The organism is Bythopirellula superficialaquae (genome assembly GCF_059632245.1).
This window is the reverse complement of record NZ_CP197426.1, coordinates 1,509,302-1,527,876: the sequence shown is the minus strand read 5'-3', so window position 1 is coordinate 1,527,876 and position 18,575 is coordinate 1,509,302. Positions and strand designations below refer to the sequence as shown.

At 55.9% G+C, this 18,575-nt stretch carries 19 protein-coding genes; 8 read left to right on the top strand and 11 right to left on the bottom strand.

All coding sequences use genetic code 11. The features are described from left to right. Position 1: 1 nt before the first annotated feature. Positions 2-763, top strand: a complete 762-nt coding sequence (locus tag SH678x_RS06300) for an HAD family hydrolase (protein ID WP_496922039.1) — start codon at positions 2-4, stop codon at positions 761-763. On the opposite strand, the gene SH678x_RS06295 is transcribed toward SH678x_RS06300, so the two are convergent. Further along, positions 750-2,048 (bottom strand): amylo-alpha-1,6-glucosidase, encoded by a 1,299-nt coding sequence (locus tag SH678x_RS06295; RefSeq protein WP_496922038.1) that lies wholly within the window; start codon positions 2,046-2,048, stop codon positions 750-752. The two genes, SH678x_RS06300 and SH678x_RS06295, sit on opposite strands and share 14 nt — an antisense overlap. Before the next feature lie 134 nt (positions 2,049-2,182). On the opposite strand from SH678x_RS06295, the gene SH678x_RS06290 reads away from it, so the two are divergent. The 4 genes from SH678x_RS06290 to SH678x_RS06275 all read left to right on the top strand — a co-directional run bounded on the left by SH678x_RS06290 (position 2,183) and on the right by SH678x_RS06275 (position 5,951). After that, entirely contained in the window at positions 2,183-2,710 is a 528-nt protein-coding gene (locus SH678x_RS06290; protein WP_496922037.1) for a GNAT family N-acetyltransferase, read from the top strand. A gap of 39 nt (positions 2,711-2,749) precedes the next feature. Beyond that, entirely contained in the window at positions 2,750-3,913 is a 1,164-nt protein-coding gene (locus SH678x_RS06285; protein ID WP_496922036.1) for an NADH:flavin oxidoreductase/NADH oxidase, read from the top strand. A gap of 94 nt (positions 3,914-4,007) precedes the next feature. Further along, entirely contained in the window at positions 4,008-4,994 is a 987-nt protein-coding gene (locus tag SH678x_RS06280; RefSeq protein ID WP_496922035.1) for an LLM class flavin-dependent oxidoreductase, read from the top strand. A gap of 135 nt (positions 4,995-5,129) precedes the next feature. Then, entirely contained in the window at positions 5,130-5,951 is an 822-nt protein-coding gene (locus SH678x_RS06275) for a Rieske (2Fe-2S) protein (protein WP_496922034.1), read from the top strand. A gap of 91 nt (positions 5,952-6,042) precedes the next feature. Here the strand turns inward: SH678x_RS06275 and SH678x_RS06270 are convergent, their stop codons facing one another. Then, positions 6,043-6,501, bottom strand: a complete 459-nt coding sequence (locus tag SH678x_RS06270; RefSeq protein ID WP_496922033.1) for a hypothetical protein — start codon at positions 6,499-6,501, stop codon at positions 6,043-6,045. 29 nt (positions 6,502-6,530) lie between these two features. Further along, on the bottom strand, positions 6,531-6,941 hold the full coding sequence (locus SH678x_RS06265; protein WP_496922032.1) for a hypothetical protein: 411 nt from the start codon (positions 6,939-6,941) through the stop codon (positions 6,531-6,533). 520 nt (positions 6,942-7,461) lie between these two features. Between SH678x_RS06265 and SH678x_RS06260 the strand changes: the two genes are divergently transcribed. Beyond that, positions 7,462-8,091: a lamin tail domain-containing protein gene (locus SH678x_RS06260; RefSeq protein ID WP_496922031.1), complete on the top strand. Its 630-nt coding sequence runs from the start codon at positions 7,462-7,464 to the stop codon at positions 8,089-8,091. An 84-nt stretch (positions 8,092-8,175) separates the two neighbouring features. Beyond that, entirely contained in the window at positions 8,176-8,922 is a 747-nt protein-coding gene (locus SH678x_RS06255; RefSeq protein WP_496922030.1) for a hypothetical protein, read from the top strand. A gap of 65 nt (positions 8,923-8,987) precedes the next feature. Here the strand turns inward: SH678x_RS06255 and SH678x_RS06250 are convergent, their stop codons facing one another. Then, complete coding sequence (locus tag SH678x_RS06250; protein WP_496922029.1) at positions 8,988-10,067, bottom strand: DUF1559 family PulG-like putative transporter; 1,080 nt, start codon at positions 10,065-10,067, stop codon at positions 8,988-8,990. A 60-nt stretch (positions 10,068-10,127) separates the two neighbouring features. Then, positions 10,128-11,318 (bottom strand): PEP-CTERM sorting domain-containing protein, encoded by a 1,191-nt coding sequence (locus SH678x_RS06245; protein WP_496922028.1) that lies wholly within the window; start codon positions 11,316-11,318, stop codon positions 10,128-10,130. Between the two features lie 350 nt (positions 11,319-11,668). Here SH678x_RS06245 and SH678x_RS06240 point away from each other — a divergent pair, with 350 nt between their 5' ends. Further along, positions 11,669-13,246: a choice-of-anchor I family protein gene (locus SH678x_RS06240; RefSeq protein WP_496922027.1), complete on the top strand. Its 1,578-nt coding sequence runs from the start codon at positions 11,669-11,671 to the stop codon at positions 13,244-13,246. Here the strand turns inward: SH678x_RS06240 and SH678x_RS06235 are convergent. From SH678x_RS06235 to SH678x_RS06210, 6 genes are all read right to left on the bottom strand, one after another. Next, the gene (locus tag SH678x_RS06235) at positions 13,238-13,909 is read right to left on the bottom strand and encodes an ABC transporter ATP-binding protein (RefSeq protein ID WP_496922026.1); all 672 of its coding nucleotides are present in this window, start codon (positions 13,907-13,909) and stop codon (positions 13,238-13,240) included. The two genes, SH678x_RS06240 and SH678x_RS06235, sit on opposite strands and share 9 nt — an antisense overlap. Positions 13,910-13,954: 45 nt before the next feature. Continuing rightward, on the bottom strand, positions 13,955-14,374 hold the full coding sequence (locus SH678x_RS06230; RefSeq protein WP_496922025.1) for an acyl-CoA thioesterase: 420 nt from the start codon (positions 14,372-14,374) through the stop codon (positions 13,955-13,957). Positions 14,375-14,463: 89 nt separating this feature from the next. After that, entirely contained in the window at positions 14,464-14,727 is a 264-nt protein-coding gene (rpsR, locus tag SH678x_RS06225; RefSeq protein WP_496922024.1) for a 30S ribosomal protein S18, read from the bottom strand. 159 nt (positions 14,728-14,886) lie between these two features. After that, positions 14,887-15,663, bottom strand: coding sequence for a response regulator transcription factor (locus tag SH678x_RS06220; protein ID WP_496922023.1), 777 nt, complete (start codon positions 15,661-15,663; stop codon positions 14,887-14,889). 211 nt (positions 15,664-15,874) lie between these two features. After that, on the bottom strand, positions 15,875-16,513 hold the full coding sequence (locus SH678x_RS06215; RefSeq protein ID WP_496922022.1) for a response regulator transcription factor: 639 nt from the start codon (positions 16,511-16,513) through the stop codon (positions 15,875-15,877). Positions 16,514-16,524: 11 nt separating this feature from the next. Continuing rightward, positions 16,525-18,528 carry a PAS domain S-box protein gene (locus tag SH678x_RS06210; protein WP_496922021.1) on the bottom strand — a complete coding sequence of 668 codons (2,004 nt, stop codon included), beginning with the start codon at positions 18,526-18,528 and terminating at the stop codon, positions 16,525-16,527. Positions 18,529-18,575 lie beyond the last annotated feature (47 nt).

Sequence of the window (18,575 nt, the reverse complement as noted above, 5' to 3'; positions counted from 1 at the left end):
CGTGCCAGAGAATTTCATGATCGTGAGTGATCTCGACGGCACTCTCTTAGGCGATGAGAAGGCTTTGGAGGAGTTCGCTCGATGGCTTGCGCCGCAGCGAGAGCATGTGCGCCTCGTCTATAATTCGGGGCGATTTCCAGAATCGGTGCGCAAATCGATCGTGAAATCGGCGCTCCCCAAACCGGACGCTATCATCGGCGGGGTGGGGACGCAAATCGAACTATTTGATTCGGGCGAACCACTGCCCGGTTGGCCCGAACGTGACATTCACTGGGATGCCCGGATCATCCACGAATTGCTCGGCGACGAACCACGGTTAAAACTGCAGCCCGAGCAGTTTCTTTCGCCGTACAAGGTGAGTTATTACGCACAGCGGGCAAAGAGCGAAGAACTGATCACCTGGCAGCTTAAACTTCACAGCGCGGGCATGAAAACTCAAATGGTTTACAGCTCGCAGCGTGATCTCGATTTCTTGCCGTACGGTTGCGACAAAGGCACCGCCACGGCATATCTTGCCAAGCAATGGGATATCCCGGCTGATCGCGTGATCGCTTGCGGCGATACGGGCAACGATTCGGCCATGTTCGTGCAAGGGTTCCGCGGTGTTGTCGTTGGCAACGCACTCGACGAACTCAAGATGCTCGACGCCCCCCACATTTATCTCGCGCAGGCAGACTTCGCGGCAGGCGTGCTCGAGGGAGTTCAGTACTGGATGACTGTGAGCGACAACGACTTGGCTGAGCTGTCGACTAAAAGTGCGTAATCCTCTCGGGGTCGACGTGCAAATCGTGACAAGCCTTGATGAAGCTGGCCGCGCTCCAGGCCTGATACGCCTTGCCCATCGGGCGGCCTGTCTCGGCGTGATGCCATTCGTTGAACTCCCATTCGAAGCTCACGCCTTGGGAGCACAGATTGGCGAGATTCACCAGCTCGCGGCGGGCCACGTCTTTGAGTCCTAATTTGTGAATGAAACGAACCCACAGCCCGCCGATGAAGGGCCAGATGCCACCGTTGTGATAATGATTAGGAAGATTCAGCAAGTTGACGGCAAAATAATCACGCCATTCCGGGTCGCCCGCATGCACGGTGGGATACATATTGCGCGTCGGTCCTGGCAGGTTGACCCCCACGCCCCACAGATATCGAAACGTTTTCATGGCGCGATCTTTGTCAGACAGATTCGTCAGATACGCAAGCAAGTTGCCATACACATCACAACGCCAACTATACCCGAACGGCGAAATCTGCGCGACAAGATACTGCGCATCGCCCAATTCGTATTGCACGTCGGCAAAGCTGGGTCCGACTTTGGTGTCGTCGATGGCTGTGGATGGCCAGAACCGGCGCAGGATAATTTCCTTCACATGAATTGACCATTTGCGATAGCCTTCCGAGCGCTCGGCGTTGCCCCAATGGTCTTGAATCTCTGCGAAACATTCCAAGCAGCGATGCCATAGGACTTCGTCGTAGAGCACGTGATAACTGCGTGCGAACAAATCGGTCCAGTCACCTGCTTCAGGAATTTCCAATAGTCCGCAATTATTGGCATCGAGCCCACTGAGCCAATCCACGGCTTTCTGTAGCACCTCACCATATTCATCCGCCAACGACCAATCTTGCGCGTGACGGCAAAAGTGATACACAGCGATGATCGTCCACAACGCGCTATCGATCGAAGTGATCCCGCCGACGCCGCCGTACTCGGGTTTGTTGGTGTCGATCAACACATGCGCCGGCAATTGTCCCGCGGGGGCTTGATGCGAAAGTATCGTGCGGAGTGTTTGCTCCTGACACTTGCGAATGCGTTCGTCCTCAAGGTCAAGCGTCCAGATGACGGTCTTGGCCCCATCGCGAGCCCACACCGAACGATAATTCACGTCGGTGCCGTGGACCTGATTGTCGTCGAGCGAGCAGGCTGAAAAACCGACCGGGGTGATATTCCGTTCAAGTGCTTCCTTAGCGCGGGCATAGCCCAATTGCAACAGGGCCTGATCGCCTAAACTGAGGTCGGCATAGTCATCGGGGTCAAACAAGATCGGTGCGGGCAAAATCAACTCCTTGTGATTGCTATAATCGTTGCAGGTTTCCCGCAAGATCGGCCCCGGGACTTGGGCCTGCTTGCAAGTGTGTGCAACTCTGATTCCAATGGAATGTCAGGACCAAATATTCATCTGGAAGCATTATGCTGCGCCAATACGACAATTTTAGCTTACGACCGCTGCGGCCCGAGGACGCGCAGTCGCTTGCGCAGCATGGCAACAATCATAACGTGTGGCGAAATCTACGCGACCGCTTTCCCCATCCATTGACGCTCGCCGATACGCAGCAGTATATCGACAACACGTTGCGACAATCGCCCACGAGCGTCTTTGCGATTGAAGTCGATGGCAAAGCCGTGGGGGTGATTGGCCTCACGTTGGGTGAAGGGGAACGCCGTCACAGCGCCGAACTCGGCTATTGGCTCGGTGAACCGTATTGGGGCCGCGGCATTATTTCGTCGGCCGTTCGAGGGGTGACCGAATACGCGATCAAAGACCTTGGCCTCTCGCGAATCGAGTCCTACGTCTTTTCGTGGAATCCCGCATCGGCCCGCGTGCTGGAAAAGATGGGCTTTGAACGCGAGGGGATTTTACGAAAAAGTGTCATCAAAGATGGTGTGCTGCTGGACCGTTGGCTGTACGCTTATCTAGCGAACCAGGGAGACTCATAAAGCGTATAATGCGTTTCCCACCTCACTAGGAGAAAAGGTATGAGCGAGTCTTCACGCGTTGATGCCGGCCCCTCCCACCCCTCCGCCGGTGGTGCCTCCCACGTCGATCACGACCGCACTGACACCGATATCGATCTCTTAAGCCCACTAACGATTCGCGGCGTGACGTTGCGCAATCGCATCGCGGTCTCGCCCATGTGCCAGTACTGCGCTGAGGACGGCCTCGCCGATGATTGGCACTTGGTCCATCTGGGAAGCCGCGCGGTGGGCGGTGCGGGCTTGGTGGTTGTCGAAGCCACGGGAGTCACCGCGCAAGGCCGCATCACGGCCGGCGACATGGGCATTTGGGATGAGAAACATATCGAGCCCCTCGCGCGGATCGTGCGCTTTCTTAAGCGGATGGGGGCCGCCGCGGGAATTCAACTGGCCCACGCGGGACGTAAGGCGAGCACCGACGTTCCTTGGAAAGGTGGCGCACAACTGAAAGATGGTGAAGGGGCTTGGGAAACCGTGGCGCCGAGTCCGATTCCGTTTTATGAACAGGACGTGCCGCCGCGCGAACTCGATGCAGCGGGCATTCGCGAAGTGATTGCCTCGTTTCGTGCCGCGGCAGAGCGCGCGATTAAGGCGGGCTTTGACATTTTGGAAATCCACGCTGCGCATGGTTACTTGCTGCATGAATTTCTCTCGCCGTTGACGAACCAGCGGACCGACCAATACGGCGGCAGCTTGGAGAATCGCATGCGATTGGTGATCGAGATCGCCAAGACTATGCGTGAATTGATGCCCAAAGAAATGCCGCTGTTCGTGCGAATCTCGGCCACGGATTGGGTCGAAGGGGGTTGGGACATCGAGCAATCGATCGCGCTGGCCAAAGAACTCAAGCAATGTGGCGTCGATTTGATTGATACCTCCAGCGGCGCGATCGTGCCATACGCGAAGATTCCGGTCGAGAAGAATTATCAAGTGCCATTGGCGGCCACGATTCGTGCGCAGGCCGGCATGATGACCGGGGCGGTCGGTTTGATTACCGATGCCGCCCAAGCGAATGAGATCATTACTTCAGGGGCAGCGGACTTGGTGCTGTTAGCCCGCGAGATGTTGCGCGAGCCGTATTGGGCAATCAAAGCCCAACAAGCCCTGCATGCTGATCCGAGTTGGCCAACGCAGTATGGCTACGCTGTGGTCAGACGGAGTAAATAATTACCACCAAGGCACAAAGAGCACTAAGGTAATGTTTCTGTCTAATTTCCTCGATCGTTTCTTCGTGCCCTTTGTGTCTTAGTGGTCACTAAAAATGCCCCAACTGTCAATTCTAGATCTTGCGTTTGTGCCGGCGGGTTCGACGCCGGGGGAGGCGCTCAAGCGCTCGCTCGATCTCGCACAGCATGCCGAGCGGTGGGGATACTATCGTTTTTGGTTGGCGGAGCATCACAACATGATCGGCATCGCTAGCGCGGCGACGTCGGTCGTAATTGGCTACATCGCCGGTGGCACAAAAACGATTCGCGTCGGGGCAGGGGGTGTCATGCTTCCCAATCACGCGCCGCTGGTGATCGCGGAACAGTTCGGGACGCTCGCTTCACTTTATCCTGGGCGCATTGATCTGGGCCTGGGGCGCGCACCAGGGACCGATCAAGAGACCGTGCGTGCTTTACGGCGCAACATCGAATCGGCCAATCGGTTCCCCAACGACGTGGTGGAACTTCAGCACTACTTTGAGCCTGCCGAGCCGGGGCAAAAAGTGCAAGCCGTGCCGGGGGCGGGACTCAAAGTGCCGCTCTGGATTTTGGGTTCGAGTTTGTATGGTGCTCAACTCGCCGCGGTGCTGGGCCTGCCTTATGCGTTTGCTTCGCATTTTGCCCCCGCGGCGTTGATGGAAGCCATTGAACTTTATCGCCGTGAGTTTGAACCGTCGGCACAATTGGCCGAGCCCTATGTCGCGGCAGGCGTGAATGTTTTTGCAGCGGACACCGATGCTGAAGCCACACGGCTATTCACGTCGGTGCAGCAACAATTCGTGAATCTCGTCCGCGGTAAGCCGGGGCAACTCCAACCGCCGATCGACGACATCGATTCTTATTGGTCCCCTGCCGAAAAAGCGCAAGCGTCATCGATGCTTAGTTGCTCGTTTGTTGGTTCCGCGGAGACCGTCCAATCCGGCCTGCAACAATTCATCGCGCGCACCGGTGTCGACGAATTGATCGTTGCGTCGGCTTTCTACGACCACAACGCAAGGTTGCGATCGTACGAACTTCTCGCCAGCCTCGCCGCGGGCATCTGATTTGCACTCATCCTAGTTCGGCCGGTTCAGGGACAAGCCGGCCTACGTCGCACAATGTCTCCTGGTTGTCCGGCTGGCACGTTGCTTTGATGCCGCTCAACGACAGGTCCATCAATTTGAGATAGAAAGCCTGCCATGCGTAGCAAAGCCAATTTCATGACGCACCCCATTCATCCGATGATGGTGGGGTTCCCAATTGCGTTTTCCACGGCCGCGCCACTCGCCGATTTGGCGGGGCTGATGGGGGATTGGCCCACCTTACTCACCGTGGGAGCGTATTCGAGCATCGCCGCCGTGGTAACGGGCATTGCCGCGAGTGTGCCGGGGTTCATCGACTATGTGACGGTCGTGCCGCCGAATAGTTCGGCCAAAACGCGCGCCACTTATCACATGATCGTGAATCTTGTGGCGCTAGCGATCATGGCTGTAGGTTGGGCGTTTCGCGATTGGCAAACCTTCGAGCCAGTGCCACTGGCCGTGGTGTTGGAATTTGCTTCGATCGGCGTGATGACCGTCGGTGGTTGGATGGGTGGGACGCTCGTCTATCGCAATCAGATCGGTGTGGATCATCGTTACGCAGAATCGGGGAAATGGCGCGAGGAACATGTGGAAGTCGATGGCGACGGACTCGCCACGGTGGAAGGCGTCAAAGAATTAGCCGTTGACCAGATGATTCTCGTTCATACGGATGACAAACGAATTGTGTTTGCGCGCACCGAAGAAGGTCTCACGGCCTTCGACGACGCTTGTACTCACAAAGGGGGTTCGCTCGCCGGGGGCATGATGGCCTGCGGCACGGTGATGTGCCCTTGGCACGGCTCGCAGTTCGACGTGAACGACGGTTCGGTGCAAGCGGGACCAGCGAAAAAAGCAATTTCGGGTTATGAAGTCGAGGAAGTGGGTGATAAGGCCACGATTAGCGTTGCGAAGTCGCGGAAGAAGGTGAAAGCGAGTTAGTAGCGAAGAGCTGAGAGAAAAGAGCCAGTATGAAATGGGTCTCGACTTTCAATACGTAGGCAAACTAGATCGTTCGGTCGCCTAGGCTCTCTCAGGATGACTGACTGGTTTGCAGTCGCTCCAGTGCTTGTGCCGGTTCGAGATTAAAAATAGCGCGGCCGTCGCTTTGCCATTTGTTTTCGCGATAAACGAACACTGCCGTTACGTAGCGAATATCGCCGACGGCTTCGACTTCTTCCATGTCCCCGCCGGGGACGGCTGCGAAGCCAATCGTTGCTCCCGACAGACCGTAAATCTCGCCGGTCGTGTGATCGGTTGCGAACAATGGTTCGCCCTGCAGCTCGCAGCTTTTCCAAGTCAATCCGCGTGGCTTGCCAGTGGCGTTAGCTGCAGCCAGAAAAACTTGGCTCAAACCCTTAGCCTGCTGAGGAAATTCGTCGATCGCACGCTGATAAAGCGCTTGGTGCCGCGTGCGTCGCCGACCTCGCCAAGCGAGTGCCAGGGCAAGCGCGACTGCCAACCCCACGAGCACTGCGACAAAAATTTTCATAACGCGGCTGACTAATGGGGAGCTGGCTTCTAAGGCAACATCTCGAGTTGCGGAGGCTCGGCCGATTCTGGCAGCGGCAAAATGCTTTCTTCGGTGAGATTCTGGGGCTCGTCAGGCATGATCTGCGAACGGCCATATTCGCCCGTGCCGAGGATTTGGTCAAGTTGCGCGTGGCAACCGGGCCCCGCGCAGCCGTTGAAACTTTCCATTGGCAGGGGGCAGTTCGAGCAGCCGCAGACATGAACGCGGCGCTGCATCCGCGGGGGATGGCAATCCTTGTTGCAGATCATGGGGACATGATGCCCTGGGCCGTAGCCAAGCCCGCAGAATTGGGGCATCGTGCTGGGGATATGATAAAGCCCCAGCGATTGCCCAACAGCCTCTTGGGCAAACAAAGCCACGCAGGCCATCGAGCAAGCGTAGAGTGTGCGGAGTATCATCGCCGTCATCCGTGAGGGGTGATATCAAGTATTACTAGCATCGAACCGCGCGGCTGTGAGACATAACGCTGCAAGTCGGTGAAAAGCTGGCTGGCCACGAATCAACACTTCGCCAAGCGGTGCAATCGGTATGACCGGTAGCGTGGCACGAAGTTTTGAGCACGGTCGCGGGATCGGCTGCCGAGGGCCAGTTAACGGCGTCGGTCGCGGAATCTTAATAATTCATTAACACAAGATAGGACATTTTGCGGGGTTTGTAAAAGTTTCTGACTATTCGCTCAAGTCACACGTGTTCTTCACCTTTTCTTCACTCCGACCCCCTAAGCTGCTCGCAGTTGGACTGAGGGAGACGCAAGGCCGTGTGCGGTTTGCGTTTTTCGGGGCAGATCATTGACTCTCAACATTGATGGACCGCGGCGCACCCAGCAAGCCTCCCGCTTGGTAACGGCGCTCGGTCTTGCATTCCCCTCAGTCGCGTAGAAATTTGTTTCTCGATTCACACCAATAGGAGCGAAAGCTAATGAAGAAGCTATTTTGTGCAGCAGCCATGCTGCTCTGTTTGGCCGGTCAGGCCATGGGCCAAGTCCGTATTTCCGAGTGGATGTACAATGGCTCGGAATTCATCGAATTGACCAATTTTGGTCCTTCCGCCGTGGATTTCACTGGTTGGAGCTTTGACGACGACAGCCGTACCCCCGGTACGACCAGCCTCTCGGACTTTGGCAGCGTCGCGGTAGGCGAATCCGTGATTCTGGCCGAAGCCTTGGCCAGCACATTTCGTGCTGACTGGGGATTGCCCGCCTCGGTGAAAGTGATCGGTGGCAATGCCGCCAACTTGGGGCGCAATGACGAAATCAATATCTACGATAACTTCAACGCCTTGGTCGATCGCTTGACCTACGGCGATGTGAACATTGCTGGTTCGATCCGCACTGATGCCGCCAGCGGCAATCCCAGCAGCGATGCCCTCTTGGGTGCAAATAATGTTTTGGGCTGGCAATTGTCGACCCTCGGCGATGACTTTGGCAGCTTCGAAAATGCCAATGGCTTGTTCGGAAACCCCGGTTCCTATCCGACCGCCGTTCCCGAGCCCACCACCGTGGCGTTGATGCTTTGCTCGTTGGCTGGCCTAGGCTTAGTGCGCCGCTAGTCAACTGACTCTCTGTTTAATTTCGAGCCTCGGCCATCATGGGATTGATGGCCGAGGTTTTTTCTTGCCAGGAGATATTGAACTATGTCGAGAATATTGGCCGGTCTTATGTTGTGCGTGCTAAGTGGCTTACCGGCACAAGCCAGCACGTTTGTGTTCAGCAACGCCTATTCCAGCGGGCTCAATGGCCTCGCCGGTGGAAATGTGGCGGATCCCGAAGTCACGGTTTCATTCAGCGCGGGCCCAGGATTGGCAATCTTTGCCACCGACGCGGGGCGGCTTGGTGTTGATTCTCGCCCCAATCCCGGAGTGACCGATCCGTTCCCCAATCGGCTCAACCTGATGGGTGGCACGGCCGCGGGGCAGGGGGAATCGCTCAGCTTTTCGTTCAACCGCACGGGATATTTGGACAAACTCTATTTCGACGGCATGAAAGACGAAACGCTTGAGCATTTCATGCTGACGCTCCCTAACGGCGCGGTGCGAACGATTTTCGATTTCGAGGCCGAGTTCCGCCTGAACTTTCAGGGCTTCGATACCGAGGATGTGGGCGTACCTAATTTTGTGATGGCGGACGACGCCACGGACGATATTTCGGGCTTGGGGATCCCTTTCCGTCCAGGACAAGTGTTTACGCTCACCTACGGGCAGGTCGATTACGCCGCGCTGCTGCCTGGCTATGTTCCCATGAATAGCCAAGGAATTCCCACGGGCGATATCGCCAATGGGGCACGGTTTGAGGGCATGAGCGTGACGCTCGTGCCTGAGCCTGGGACGCTCGTGATTCTGGTCGGTTTGCTAGGATTAACAACCGGAAGAACAAAGCGATAGAAGCAAACTAAGAAACGCCCAGGGATTGCAATCCCTGGGCGTTATGTTGATTCTCACGCAGCCTTTTATTCAACGACCAGCTCACCGCCGTCGCGGGTGCAAAGGGCGATGTAGACGTCCCGTTCGGTGTCGTCGCGTAAATACTGCACCGAGCCGTCGCAACGCAGCGTCTGCAAGCCGCCAGGATGATCGGAGAAAAACTCTTCGTACGCGAATTGAAATTTCTCGGGAGGATTAATCGCGGAAATATATTGCTCACAATATGGCTTACCAACCACAGGATCGGGGTCGAGCTTCACGCGGCTCACATTCTTTTCGCTTGCCCAAGCGCCAGAAAATTCGTCGGTCATCGGCGTATTTTCGCCGTTGCAGTTGATTTGCTCTTCCGCACCACGACCACTCGATTCAGCCACCATCATCGTGTAGGTCGTGCCGTCGATGATGTGCTTCATCTTCACCACGGGTGCCGAACACGTTGGCGTAGCACCGGGACAAGGCGTGGGATTGGCATCGAGCCGCATGAGAATTCCACGGCCGGGCTTGTAAGCCAGGAAGTTGCCCTCTTCTTTGTCATACGCAATGCCCGAAGTCTTATTGATGATTCCTTCATCGGGGCCGGGAATGCCCATGTAGTCGATGCAACCAAGTCCGTTGCCATTGTGATCTCCGGCCGACCCTGGATCAGGCAATCCCGTGAGTCGACCATCCTGGCCACGATAAAGTTGACGACGGCTCACGCTCGGGCACAAATACGTATCGATCACGGCGTTAGTCGGCCCCGAAAAGTCCGGCTGATTGTTGGGTGACTCGGTCACGCTGAACTTCATATCAATGCGGTCGAAAACATTCTGCTGCTCGATGTAGGGAAGGTGCCACACAGGCCAAGCGAGAGCCCGTTTCACCGAGAGCCCTGCAGGCTTGAACTGTCCCGGAGGGAAAGTCTTTTTGGAGCTTTCGTAGTTGAGCATACCCAAGCCGATTTGCTTGAGATTGTTCATGCACTGCGAACGGCGGGCCGCTTCGCGCGCCGCTTGGATGGCCGGGAGCAACAAAGCCACGAGCACCCCAATAATCGCAATCACCACCAACAATTCGACCAACGTGAACGCCGCGGGGTGGCGTGTCTTCGCGCTCAATTGACGCATCGATTTTGCTTCCTAGCAGTAAGACGGAAATGATTTAAACCATTGCTATATCGGGCCGGATTAACCGCGGGCTCGGCGAACACAGAACAATCCACCCACGAGTAGCAACGCCAGCGTCGATGGTTCTGGCACGGCCGCAAAGCCTGACAAAGCCCCCGCCCCATAAGCGGCTTGCCAGATCGCCAGGTCAGCACTGTTGACCACGCGATCGCCGTTGGCGTCGCCGTGACGGCGATTGGCAAACCGTGGAAAACCAAAGGTATTCAGGCCAAAGCCTACGTTGCGTTGCCAGTGCAGGAAATCTCGACCATTGACTTTACCATCGAAGACGTATTCCTCGCCGTTGTAGACTGCATTGAAATCGCCATCAGCGATGAATAAATTCTCCGAACCTAGTGTGTCTGTCATAATCGTGGCATAAGGGACACCTTGGTTCGATTCGACAAACTGATTCACAGTGTTAATACCGTGGGGAGTCGCGGATTGACGGAAATCATCGGGGCCGTCATAGCCTGCGCCCGACGTGCCGGGTTCGTTGGTGAGATTCGAAACGTGCCAGTCACCGGCTTCATTGCCCGTGCTGTTGCCCCAACGTGCGAGGTATTCAATTTCAAAACCGACGTCGACAAATGTGGCACCAGGAGCGACATTTCCGCCACCAGTCGGCGTCCCAGGGCTGAAATTCAAGGGGGCATATAAATAACCGTTGATATCGCTCGATTCCCCGTTGAAGCCGATCGAATCGAGGATCGTCCAGTTTTGCGTATAAATGTTGTCGTCGAGAATCTTGTCGTCGTTGGCATCAAGATCGATTAAATTGGGAGTGGTGATCGCAGGCTTGGAGGCCGTGCCGCCATTATTCTTGATCAACAGAAACGTGCCGCCGCTGTTTTCAATGATGCCGTCGTTGTTTTCGTCGCTGAAACCAACCGAGCTTTGCGCGCCGGAACCCCAAGTGGCTCCCGTGGCCGTGTTGATTTGGTTATTGGAGAGCGGATTGAGATTGTTGAACGGACTGCCCGCTTGGCGTAACGTCAAGAAACCGTTCGATCCGAAAAACGGATCACTCAGGCTGCCCAAGTCGAAAAAAGCTTCGATTTGCCCAGGATTAGCTGTGGCGCTGACTTCGTTTTCAAGAATCACCAAGTAGTGATCAGCGAGCGAAGCTCCCGACGTGCCCCGCAGCTCGATGTATTCGTGAGTGCTATCAAGCGAGCTCGGTGGATCGAGATAGATCTCGTTGATCCACATTTGCGCGGAAACGCTTGCCGCAGATAACAGCAATATTGTGGTGATAGCGAAGAGTTGTGAAAGCCGCCGAAATAGGTCACAACAGTGCATGGATTCTCGTCCCTTGTTGGTTGGTCAGTGGTGTGAGTCGTGAGAAAAATGCATGCTGCCCAATGCATTTGGCCATGATCTTACCGGCGGCATGTTAAGAGACAACCGCCGTTTGAAGAGTTCACCAAACGTTAATATTGGCTTCACGAGTTGCTAACAGATTCCTAACAATTGTGGGTGAACGTATGTGAATTCTTACCCAATCCCTCCCCTTTGCTTGCCGCAACCTTGGTTTGCGTCCTCGAAATCTTTGAAACAACATGCTTGACAACTTGCCGCGTATTTTTCTTGGGACCGTTTTCTTTGTCTTCACGGCAACGACCCAGGCCGATGAGAATTTTGAATTCGCTTGGCGTTATTCTGCCCCCAGCGGTGCGTGCGAAATTGCCGCGTATTCGGCAGCAACCGGAAAGTTGTTCGTCACCGTCGGTGGCGGCGTCGATGTGGTGTCGGCGGCCAGCGGGACGCGCCAGGGCGAGATTGCGATTCCCACCGGCTTTCATGCCACAAGTGTGGCCTGCACGGGAGATGTGATTGCCGTTGCTTGGGCCGCGGACGACAAACGCGAGCGAGGACAGGTGACGTTTTACAACGCTAAGGACCTGAAAGAACTTGCCACCCACCAAGCGGGTTACTTGCCCGATATGATCGTCTTTACACCGGATGGCGAAACATTGCTCGCCGCCAACGAAGGGGAACCGACCGAAGACTATTCGTTCGATCCAGAAGCGTCGATCTCAGTGATTACCAAAAAGGATAATTGGAAAACCGCTGAAGTCCGCGAGGCGAAGTTCGACAAATTCAATTCCGAGAAAGAAGAGCTGCGCGCCGCGGGAGTCCATCTGTTTGGCCCTAACAACGCCAGCCTGGCGCAAGACGTTGAGCCGGAATACATCGCGATCAGTAGCGATGCAAAAACCGCCTGGATCACGTTGCAAGAAAATAATGCAATCGCGGAGCTAGATATCCGCGATAGGGACATCACGGCGATCCATCCGCTGGGGCTCAAGAGTTTTCGTTCTTTGGGCGGGGTAGGGGAGGCCAAGTTGGTTTCATATACCAGTTCCACCGGACTCGACGTGAGCGATCAAGATGGCGGGGTGCGTATTCGGCATTGGCCGATTTGGACCATGTACCAACCCGACGGGATTGCGACATTTGAGCAAGGAGAAGATCGCTATCTCGTGACGGCGAACGAAGGCGATCCGCGCGACTATTACGACTTTCACGAAGCGGCTCCGGTCAGCGAACTCGAGAAAGCAGGCATTAAACTCGACCCGGCCAATCCCGCACGACGGCTCACCGGCAACGATCAACTGGGCCGCTGGGAGGTTTCACGCTGGGCGGGCGACACGGATGGCGACGGCGATTTGGATCGACTCGTTGGCTTTGGCGGACGGTCATTTTCTATTTGGCGACGAACCGATGAGGGACTCGAACTCGTGTTCGACAGTGGCAGTGATATCGAACAAACGATTGCCCAAGTCGCGCCGGATTTGTTCAACGTCGACAGCCAACTTGATAGTCCCATTGATGTCCGCAGCCCGATCCGTGGGCCTGAACCCGAGAATCTGGTGGTGTTTGAAATCGGGCGGCGGCGCTTTACCGTCGTGGGGCTCGAGCGAACCGGCGGCGCGCTGGTCTACGAGATTTCTGATCCGGCGGCACCGGCATTCGTTCAATATATTGCCCCGCACGAAAGCGGCGGCAAGCGTGACCTCGCCCCCGAAGGATTGCTTTACATCTCCAGTGAAAATGCGCCTGATGGCAAGCCGCTGTTGATTCTCTCCAACGAAGGAAGTGGCACCCTGACGGCTTACGAACTCGGCCTAAAGTAACACGCCGTCGGCGATCTTCATCCGCCGTTGCATTTGGGCGGCCAGTGTTTCGCTGTGGGTCACGACCACGAGCATCGAATTCTGTTCGGCTTGCAATTCCAACAGCAACCGCGTGATTTCCTCGGCCGTATGCCCATCCAGATTGCCGGTCGGTTCATCCGCCAGGACCAACGCTGGTTTGCGCACTAAGGCCCGCGCGATGGCCACGCGTTGACGTTCTCCGCCGGAAAGTTGCGCAGGGCGATGCAGCACTCGTTCCGCCAATCCGACGCGGCCAATCAAAGCCGTCGCCGCATCGATCTCTGCTTTGCCAGCCGAGCCGTCGGCCAGGAACGGCACCAACACGTTTTCCAGAACCGTGCATTGCGGCAACAGGTGGTGATCTTGAAACACAAAGCCGATTTGCCGACTGCGAAACCTAGCGAGTTCCGGCTCGGCAAGTTGAAATGGATCAACGTCACCTATCGTGAACTTGCCTGACGTTGGCTGATCCAGTGTGCCGAGGATTGCTAGTAGCGTGCTCTTGCCAGATCCGCTCGGACCGAGGATCGCGACGTTTTCGCCAGACGATAACCGCAGCGAGGCATCGCTCAGCACTTGCAGGGCTTGATCCGCGGTCGTGGGATACGATTTGGCCAGATGTTCGGCAACGAGTGATGTCATGCGACCATTGTGACAGCCGAAAGCGATGGGGCCAAGCTCGCTCGATCAGGCGACAAATGGCTTGAGCTTCGCGGCCACGTCGGCGGGAATCGACACGGATTCCAGGGGCTGCCCGGGGATGACGCGGCAGCAAACACACGTGATCTGCCCTGTTGCCACTTGCCGTTCTGCGATCTGGAAATCGAAATCGTAGGTGATGCTCTTGGATCCTAACCGCGAAACCACGATGGCGATCTCAAGGATATCTTCGCAACGCGCCGGCGATCGGAATTGGCAAGAAGTTGCTACCCGTGGGAAGCTGAGCATCTCGCCATCGACCGTGGTGTGAACGCTCAAGCCGAGAGATCGCAGCAGCTCATGCTCCGCCGATTCCATGTAATGGAAGAATGAGGCGAAGTGCATGATCCCGGCCATGTCCGTATCGTGAAACTCAACGAGTCGAGTTGTACGGAAAGGCTCGGCCATGATGGGATGATCCTTACGAGTTGACATCCTTCAGCGGGGACCGAGCGCGGCTTGTCATGCGCGGAAACCAAATGAGGTTCCGTCGTCGATCAGCTGCCTTCGTAAGGCATGAGGGCCATGAAGCGGGCCCGCTTGACCGCTTTCGAGACGGCGTGCTGGCTCGTGGCTTGGCAACCGGTCTTACGACGGCTGACAATCCGGCCATGACGATTGGTCAACTTGCTGAGCAAATCCAAATCCTTGTAATCGACGAACATCGGACGTGGGCGAACGCCGTCGATGCAAATAGGATCCTTTTTGGCAATCTTCTTATTGCTGCTACTGCTGTTGCTCTTGCGCTTGTTGTTATACATAGATTCTTTTGGACCGCCGCTCGGCGATCAAGACAGTGAAGGGATAGACGCGGGCCCAAGCCCGTAGCGTAGCCTTGTATTCTAGCAATTTCGTGCACCCTCGCAAGCGGGCTGCGAAGGGTCTGAAGTCGGCGAAAATGCAGGAAACATCGGGCCGTACTAGCAGACGACGCGTTCAAACGGCAGGCGGAGCCATTGATCTTGGGCTTCCGGCTTGGGGATCAGGCCATGCTCGTATTCGGTGATCATTCGGGCAAGCTGGGCCACGGACTCTGCTTGCATGACTTCAAACACCCGGCGGCGACGGTTTTCGACCGTGCGAAGGCTTACCTCAAGCCGCTTGGCGATGGAGCGATTTTTTACACCTTCCATCATCAACTTGAGCACTTCGCGATCTTGCTGGGCAAGTTTTTTGAGACGCTTTTCGAGCGAATTGAGATGACGGCGGCGGAAATGCTCGACCTCGCTCCGTTGGACGCCTTCTTGAACGAAACTCCACAACTCTTCATCTTTGAACGGTTTTTCGAGCACGGCGATTGCACCGCTGCGGAGCGTGTTGACAGTGATGCGGGTTTCGGCGTAGGCGGTCAGCAGGATCACCGACAGCCCAATCCCGCGATCCAATAGTCGACGGTGGACTTCCATACCGTCGATGCCGGGCATCCGCAAATCGAGAATTACACATCCGGATTGCGATTCGTCGACGCTGGTCAAAAACTCTTCGGGGGATTGGAACGACTTGACCTGAAATCCAAACGAATAAATCAATTCAGAAATGGTTTGGCAAGCTTGGGGATCGTCGTCGACGACATAAACGATCGAGCTGCTGTTAGAATTCATCTCACTCATGGCAGTATCAGGCCTCTTCTCGATAGCGCGTAATTGCCCATTCCCGTATTCCAGATAGAAGTGCCGCTGTTCACATGCGTAACTCATAGGGTCAGCGCTCGGCACCACGCCTTATTCCTCAATTATTCGGCAATCACGCAATTTTCAGGTATCCGCACTAGCCGATAAGGCCCTGCGGACTTCCACAGCCGAATTCTCTCAAGCGATACGAGTGCACCGCGGAAGTGAGATAATTGCTCGCAAAACAGAAGAAAAATAAATTAATGCTGTGGCGCCCTGGGGCGACAGCTTTAAGAAGCTACGCGAGATTGGGAACAATGCCCATCGCGACAGCCATGCGTACTAGCTCAGCCAAGGAATCGGCTGACATTTTTTGGAAGACTTTCTGACGATGATTCTCCACCGTGCGAATGCTGCAATCGAGCTTGCGGGCAATCACCTTGTTGGCGTCACCGGCAATCATCAAATCGAGGACTTCGCGTTCCTTGGGGGTCAGCTCTTCTAAGCGCTGCCTGAGTGTGCTGCGCTGTTGTTCGAGGTCGTAATTCTCGCGATCGGTGGCCAAGCCGCGACGCACAGCGTCCCAAAGCTCGTCGTCGTTGCAAGGTTTCTCCATGAGCGTGAGCGCGCCGTTGCGCATCGCGCGCACGGTCGTCGGCGTGGTTGCGAACGCCGTCAACACGATCACCGACATCGAGTGACCTAGCTCGACCAAGCGCTCTTGAAGTTCGAGCCCACTCATCCCCAACATGCGTACGTCGGTGACCAGACACGCGGGGCGACGGCCGTCGTAGGCCGTCAAGAAATCTTCCGCGGAAGGAAAGCTTTCGCAGCCGACTCCCATGGCCTCAACTAAGGCCATCACGGCTTTGCGGATTTGCTCGTCATCGTCAACGATATAGACGACGGCCTCTTCACCGACGGAGGGGGTGCTCATATTTTTTTAAGTTACCTTACGACCAAAGGCAGTCGCAAGGTGAAGGTCATTCCGCCCTCGGGGTTCTTGCGAGCCTCGACTTCTGCATTCAACGACTCCGCTATAGTTTTGCAAATTGACAGCCCCATACCAAGCCCCTCTTGCTTGGTTGTGTAAAAAGCATCGAATAAACGCTCGACGTCCTCTTTTTCCGTGCCAATTCCGTTGTCGACGACCTCAACCAGGATGCAATCACTTTCTCGCCGGGTAACGATCACCACCCGCCAATCGGAGCGTTCTCCCTGGGGCATCGCTTCATAGGCATTCCCCAGCAGATGGACGAGAATCTGTTGGATTTGCACCCGGTCGCCGTTCCAAGTTGGCAGATTCTCCGCCAGTTCAAACGTCAGCTTCACCCCCGCGCGCCGGGTTTCGTAGCTCATCACGTCGGCCACTTCGCGGACCACCTCGTTGATGTTGAGCGGGTCGATTTTGGTCGGCTTGTTAGTTGTGAACGAACGCAAGTGACGAATGATCGTCGCGGTCCGGGTGACGGCGTTGGAAATTTCACGGGTACAGTCGATCGCCGTGGCAACGCCGCGTTCGGTGCCCATCTCCAAATTTCGCCGGGCAGCTTCCGAGAAAAGCTGTGCCGCATGTAAAGGTTGGTGAATCTCGTGGGCGATGCCGGCGATCAATTCCCCCATAATGGCGACGCGTGACATACGCTTAAGATGTTCTTCACGCTCAAGCACCAACTCTTCCACGGCCTTGAGCTCGGTCACGTCGCGGCCGACCGATTGATAACCTTTGGATCGGCCATGTTCGTCAAAGATCGCGCGGTTAGTCCATTGGTTCCAGCCAATCGAACCGTCTGCCCGAACGACCCGATGATCGATCGTGATCGCAGGATTCGCGGGAGACAGACTTTCGATCTCGGCCTGAACGCGCGCGCGGTCTTCTTCGTAAATCAAAGGAAGAAACGATTGGCCAATTAATTCGCCATACGGCTTTTTCATGTAGCGGCAGTAGGCTTCGTTGACGAACGTAAACTTCCCCCCGGGGAGCCAACGGCAAATAAACTCGGTTTGATCTTCGACGACGTTCCGATAGCGGGATTCGCTTTCTATGAGTCGTTCGTTGCTGGCCACCAGCTCGGCGGTGCGCTGCACGACGCGCTCTTCGAGTTCATCCTTCAGTCGCTGCAGCTCACGGGAATTTTTTGTGAACTCGGTGATGTCCTTGGCAATACCTTCCATCGAGACGTAGCGTCCGTCAGACGAAAAGATGGGGCGCTGTTGAATTTCCACGATGTGAATATTGCCGAGGGCGTCGGGAAGTTCGACCGTGAATTTGTGAAAGCGGATGCCCCGATCGAGTTCGCCGCGTACTTCTTCGGCGCGATCCCGCCCCACGAAATTCTCTCCGATCACTTCTCGCCAATTTTTGCCCGTAATCTCTTCCGCTTTATACCCGAGAACGCGATAAATCGACGGGCTCACGTAGGTCAACTGACCGGTGGGAAGATTTGTAAAGATGATGTAATCTTCGCCCAACTCTTCGACCAAACGGCGATACTTTCGCTCGCTTTCACGAATGGCCAGATCGCTCTTAATGTAGTGCGTCAAATCGTAGGCCACCCCTGCGCGACCCACAACCTCGCCCGACCCATTGGTGAGTGTCTTTTCGTTGATCTCCAAATACGCGCTCTCGCCATCCGCGCGCCGAGCGATGGAAAGTCGCCGCGTGACATTGGCCGCATCAGGCGTTTGGCTGATGAACTCAGTTAATGACGCCCGGGCGGGGTTTTCGTCGTCGCAATACTCCTTGATACTGCGGCCGATCATCTCCTCGGGGGCATAGCCGAGCAGCTTCTGCGACGACGGGCTCATGAACGTTATCGTTCCCGCGGCGTCGGTTTGAAAGTGGAGACAGGTCTCGGCCAGCAGTTCCAACGCCAACGTGCGCGCGGCATCAGCTCCCGCTGTCGCGGGGGAATGATTCTGCGAAATCTGTTGAGAAGAATCGAACGACAAGAGCGCACTCCCTGCGACAAGTGGCTTTCACCCAGAAAAAACCCTTA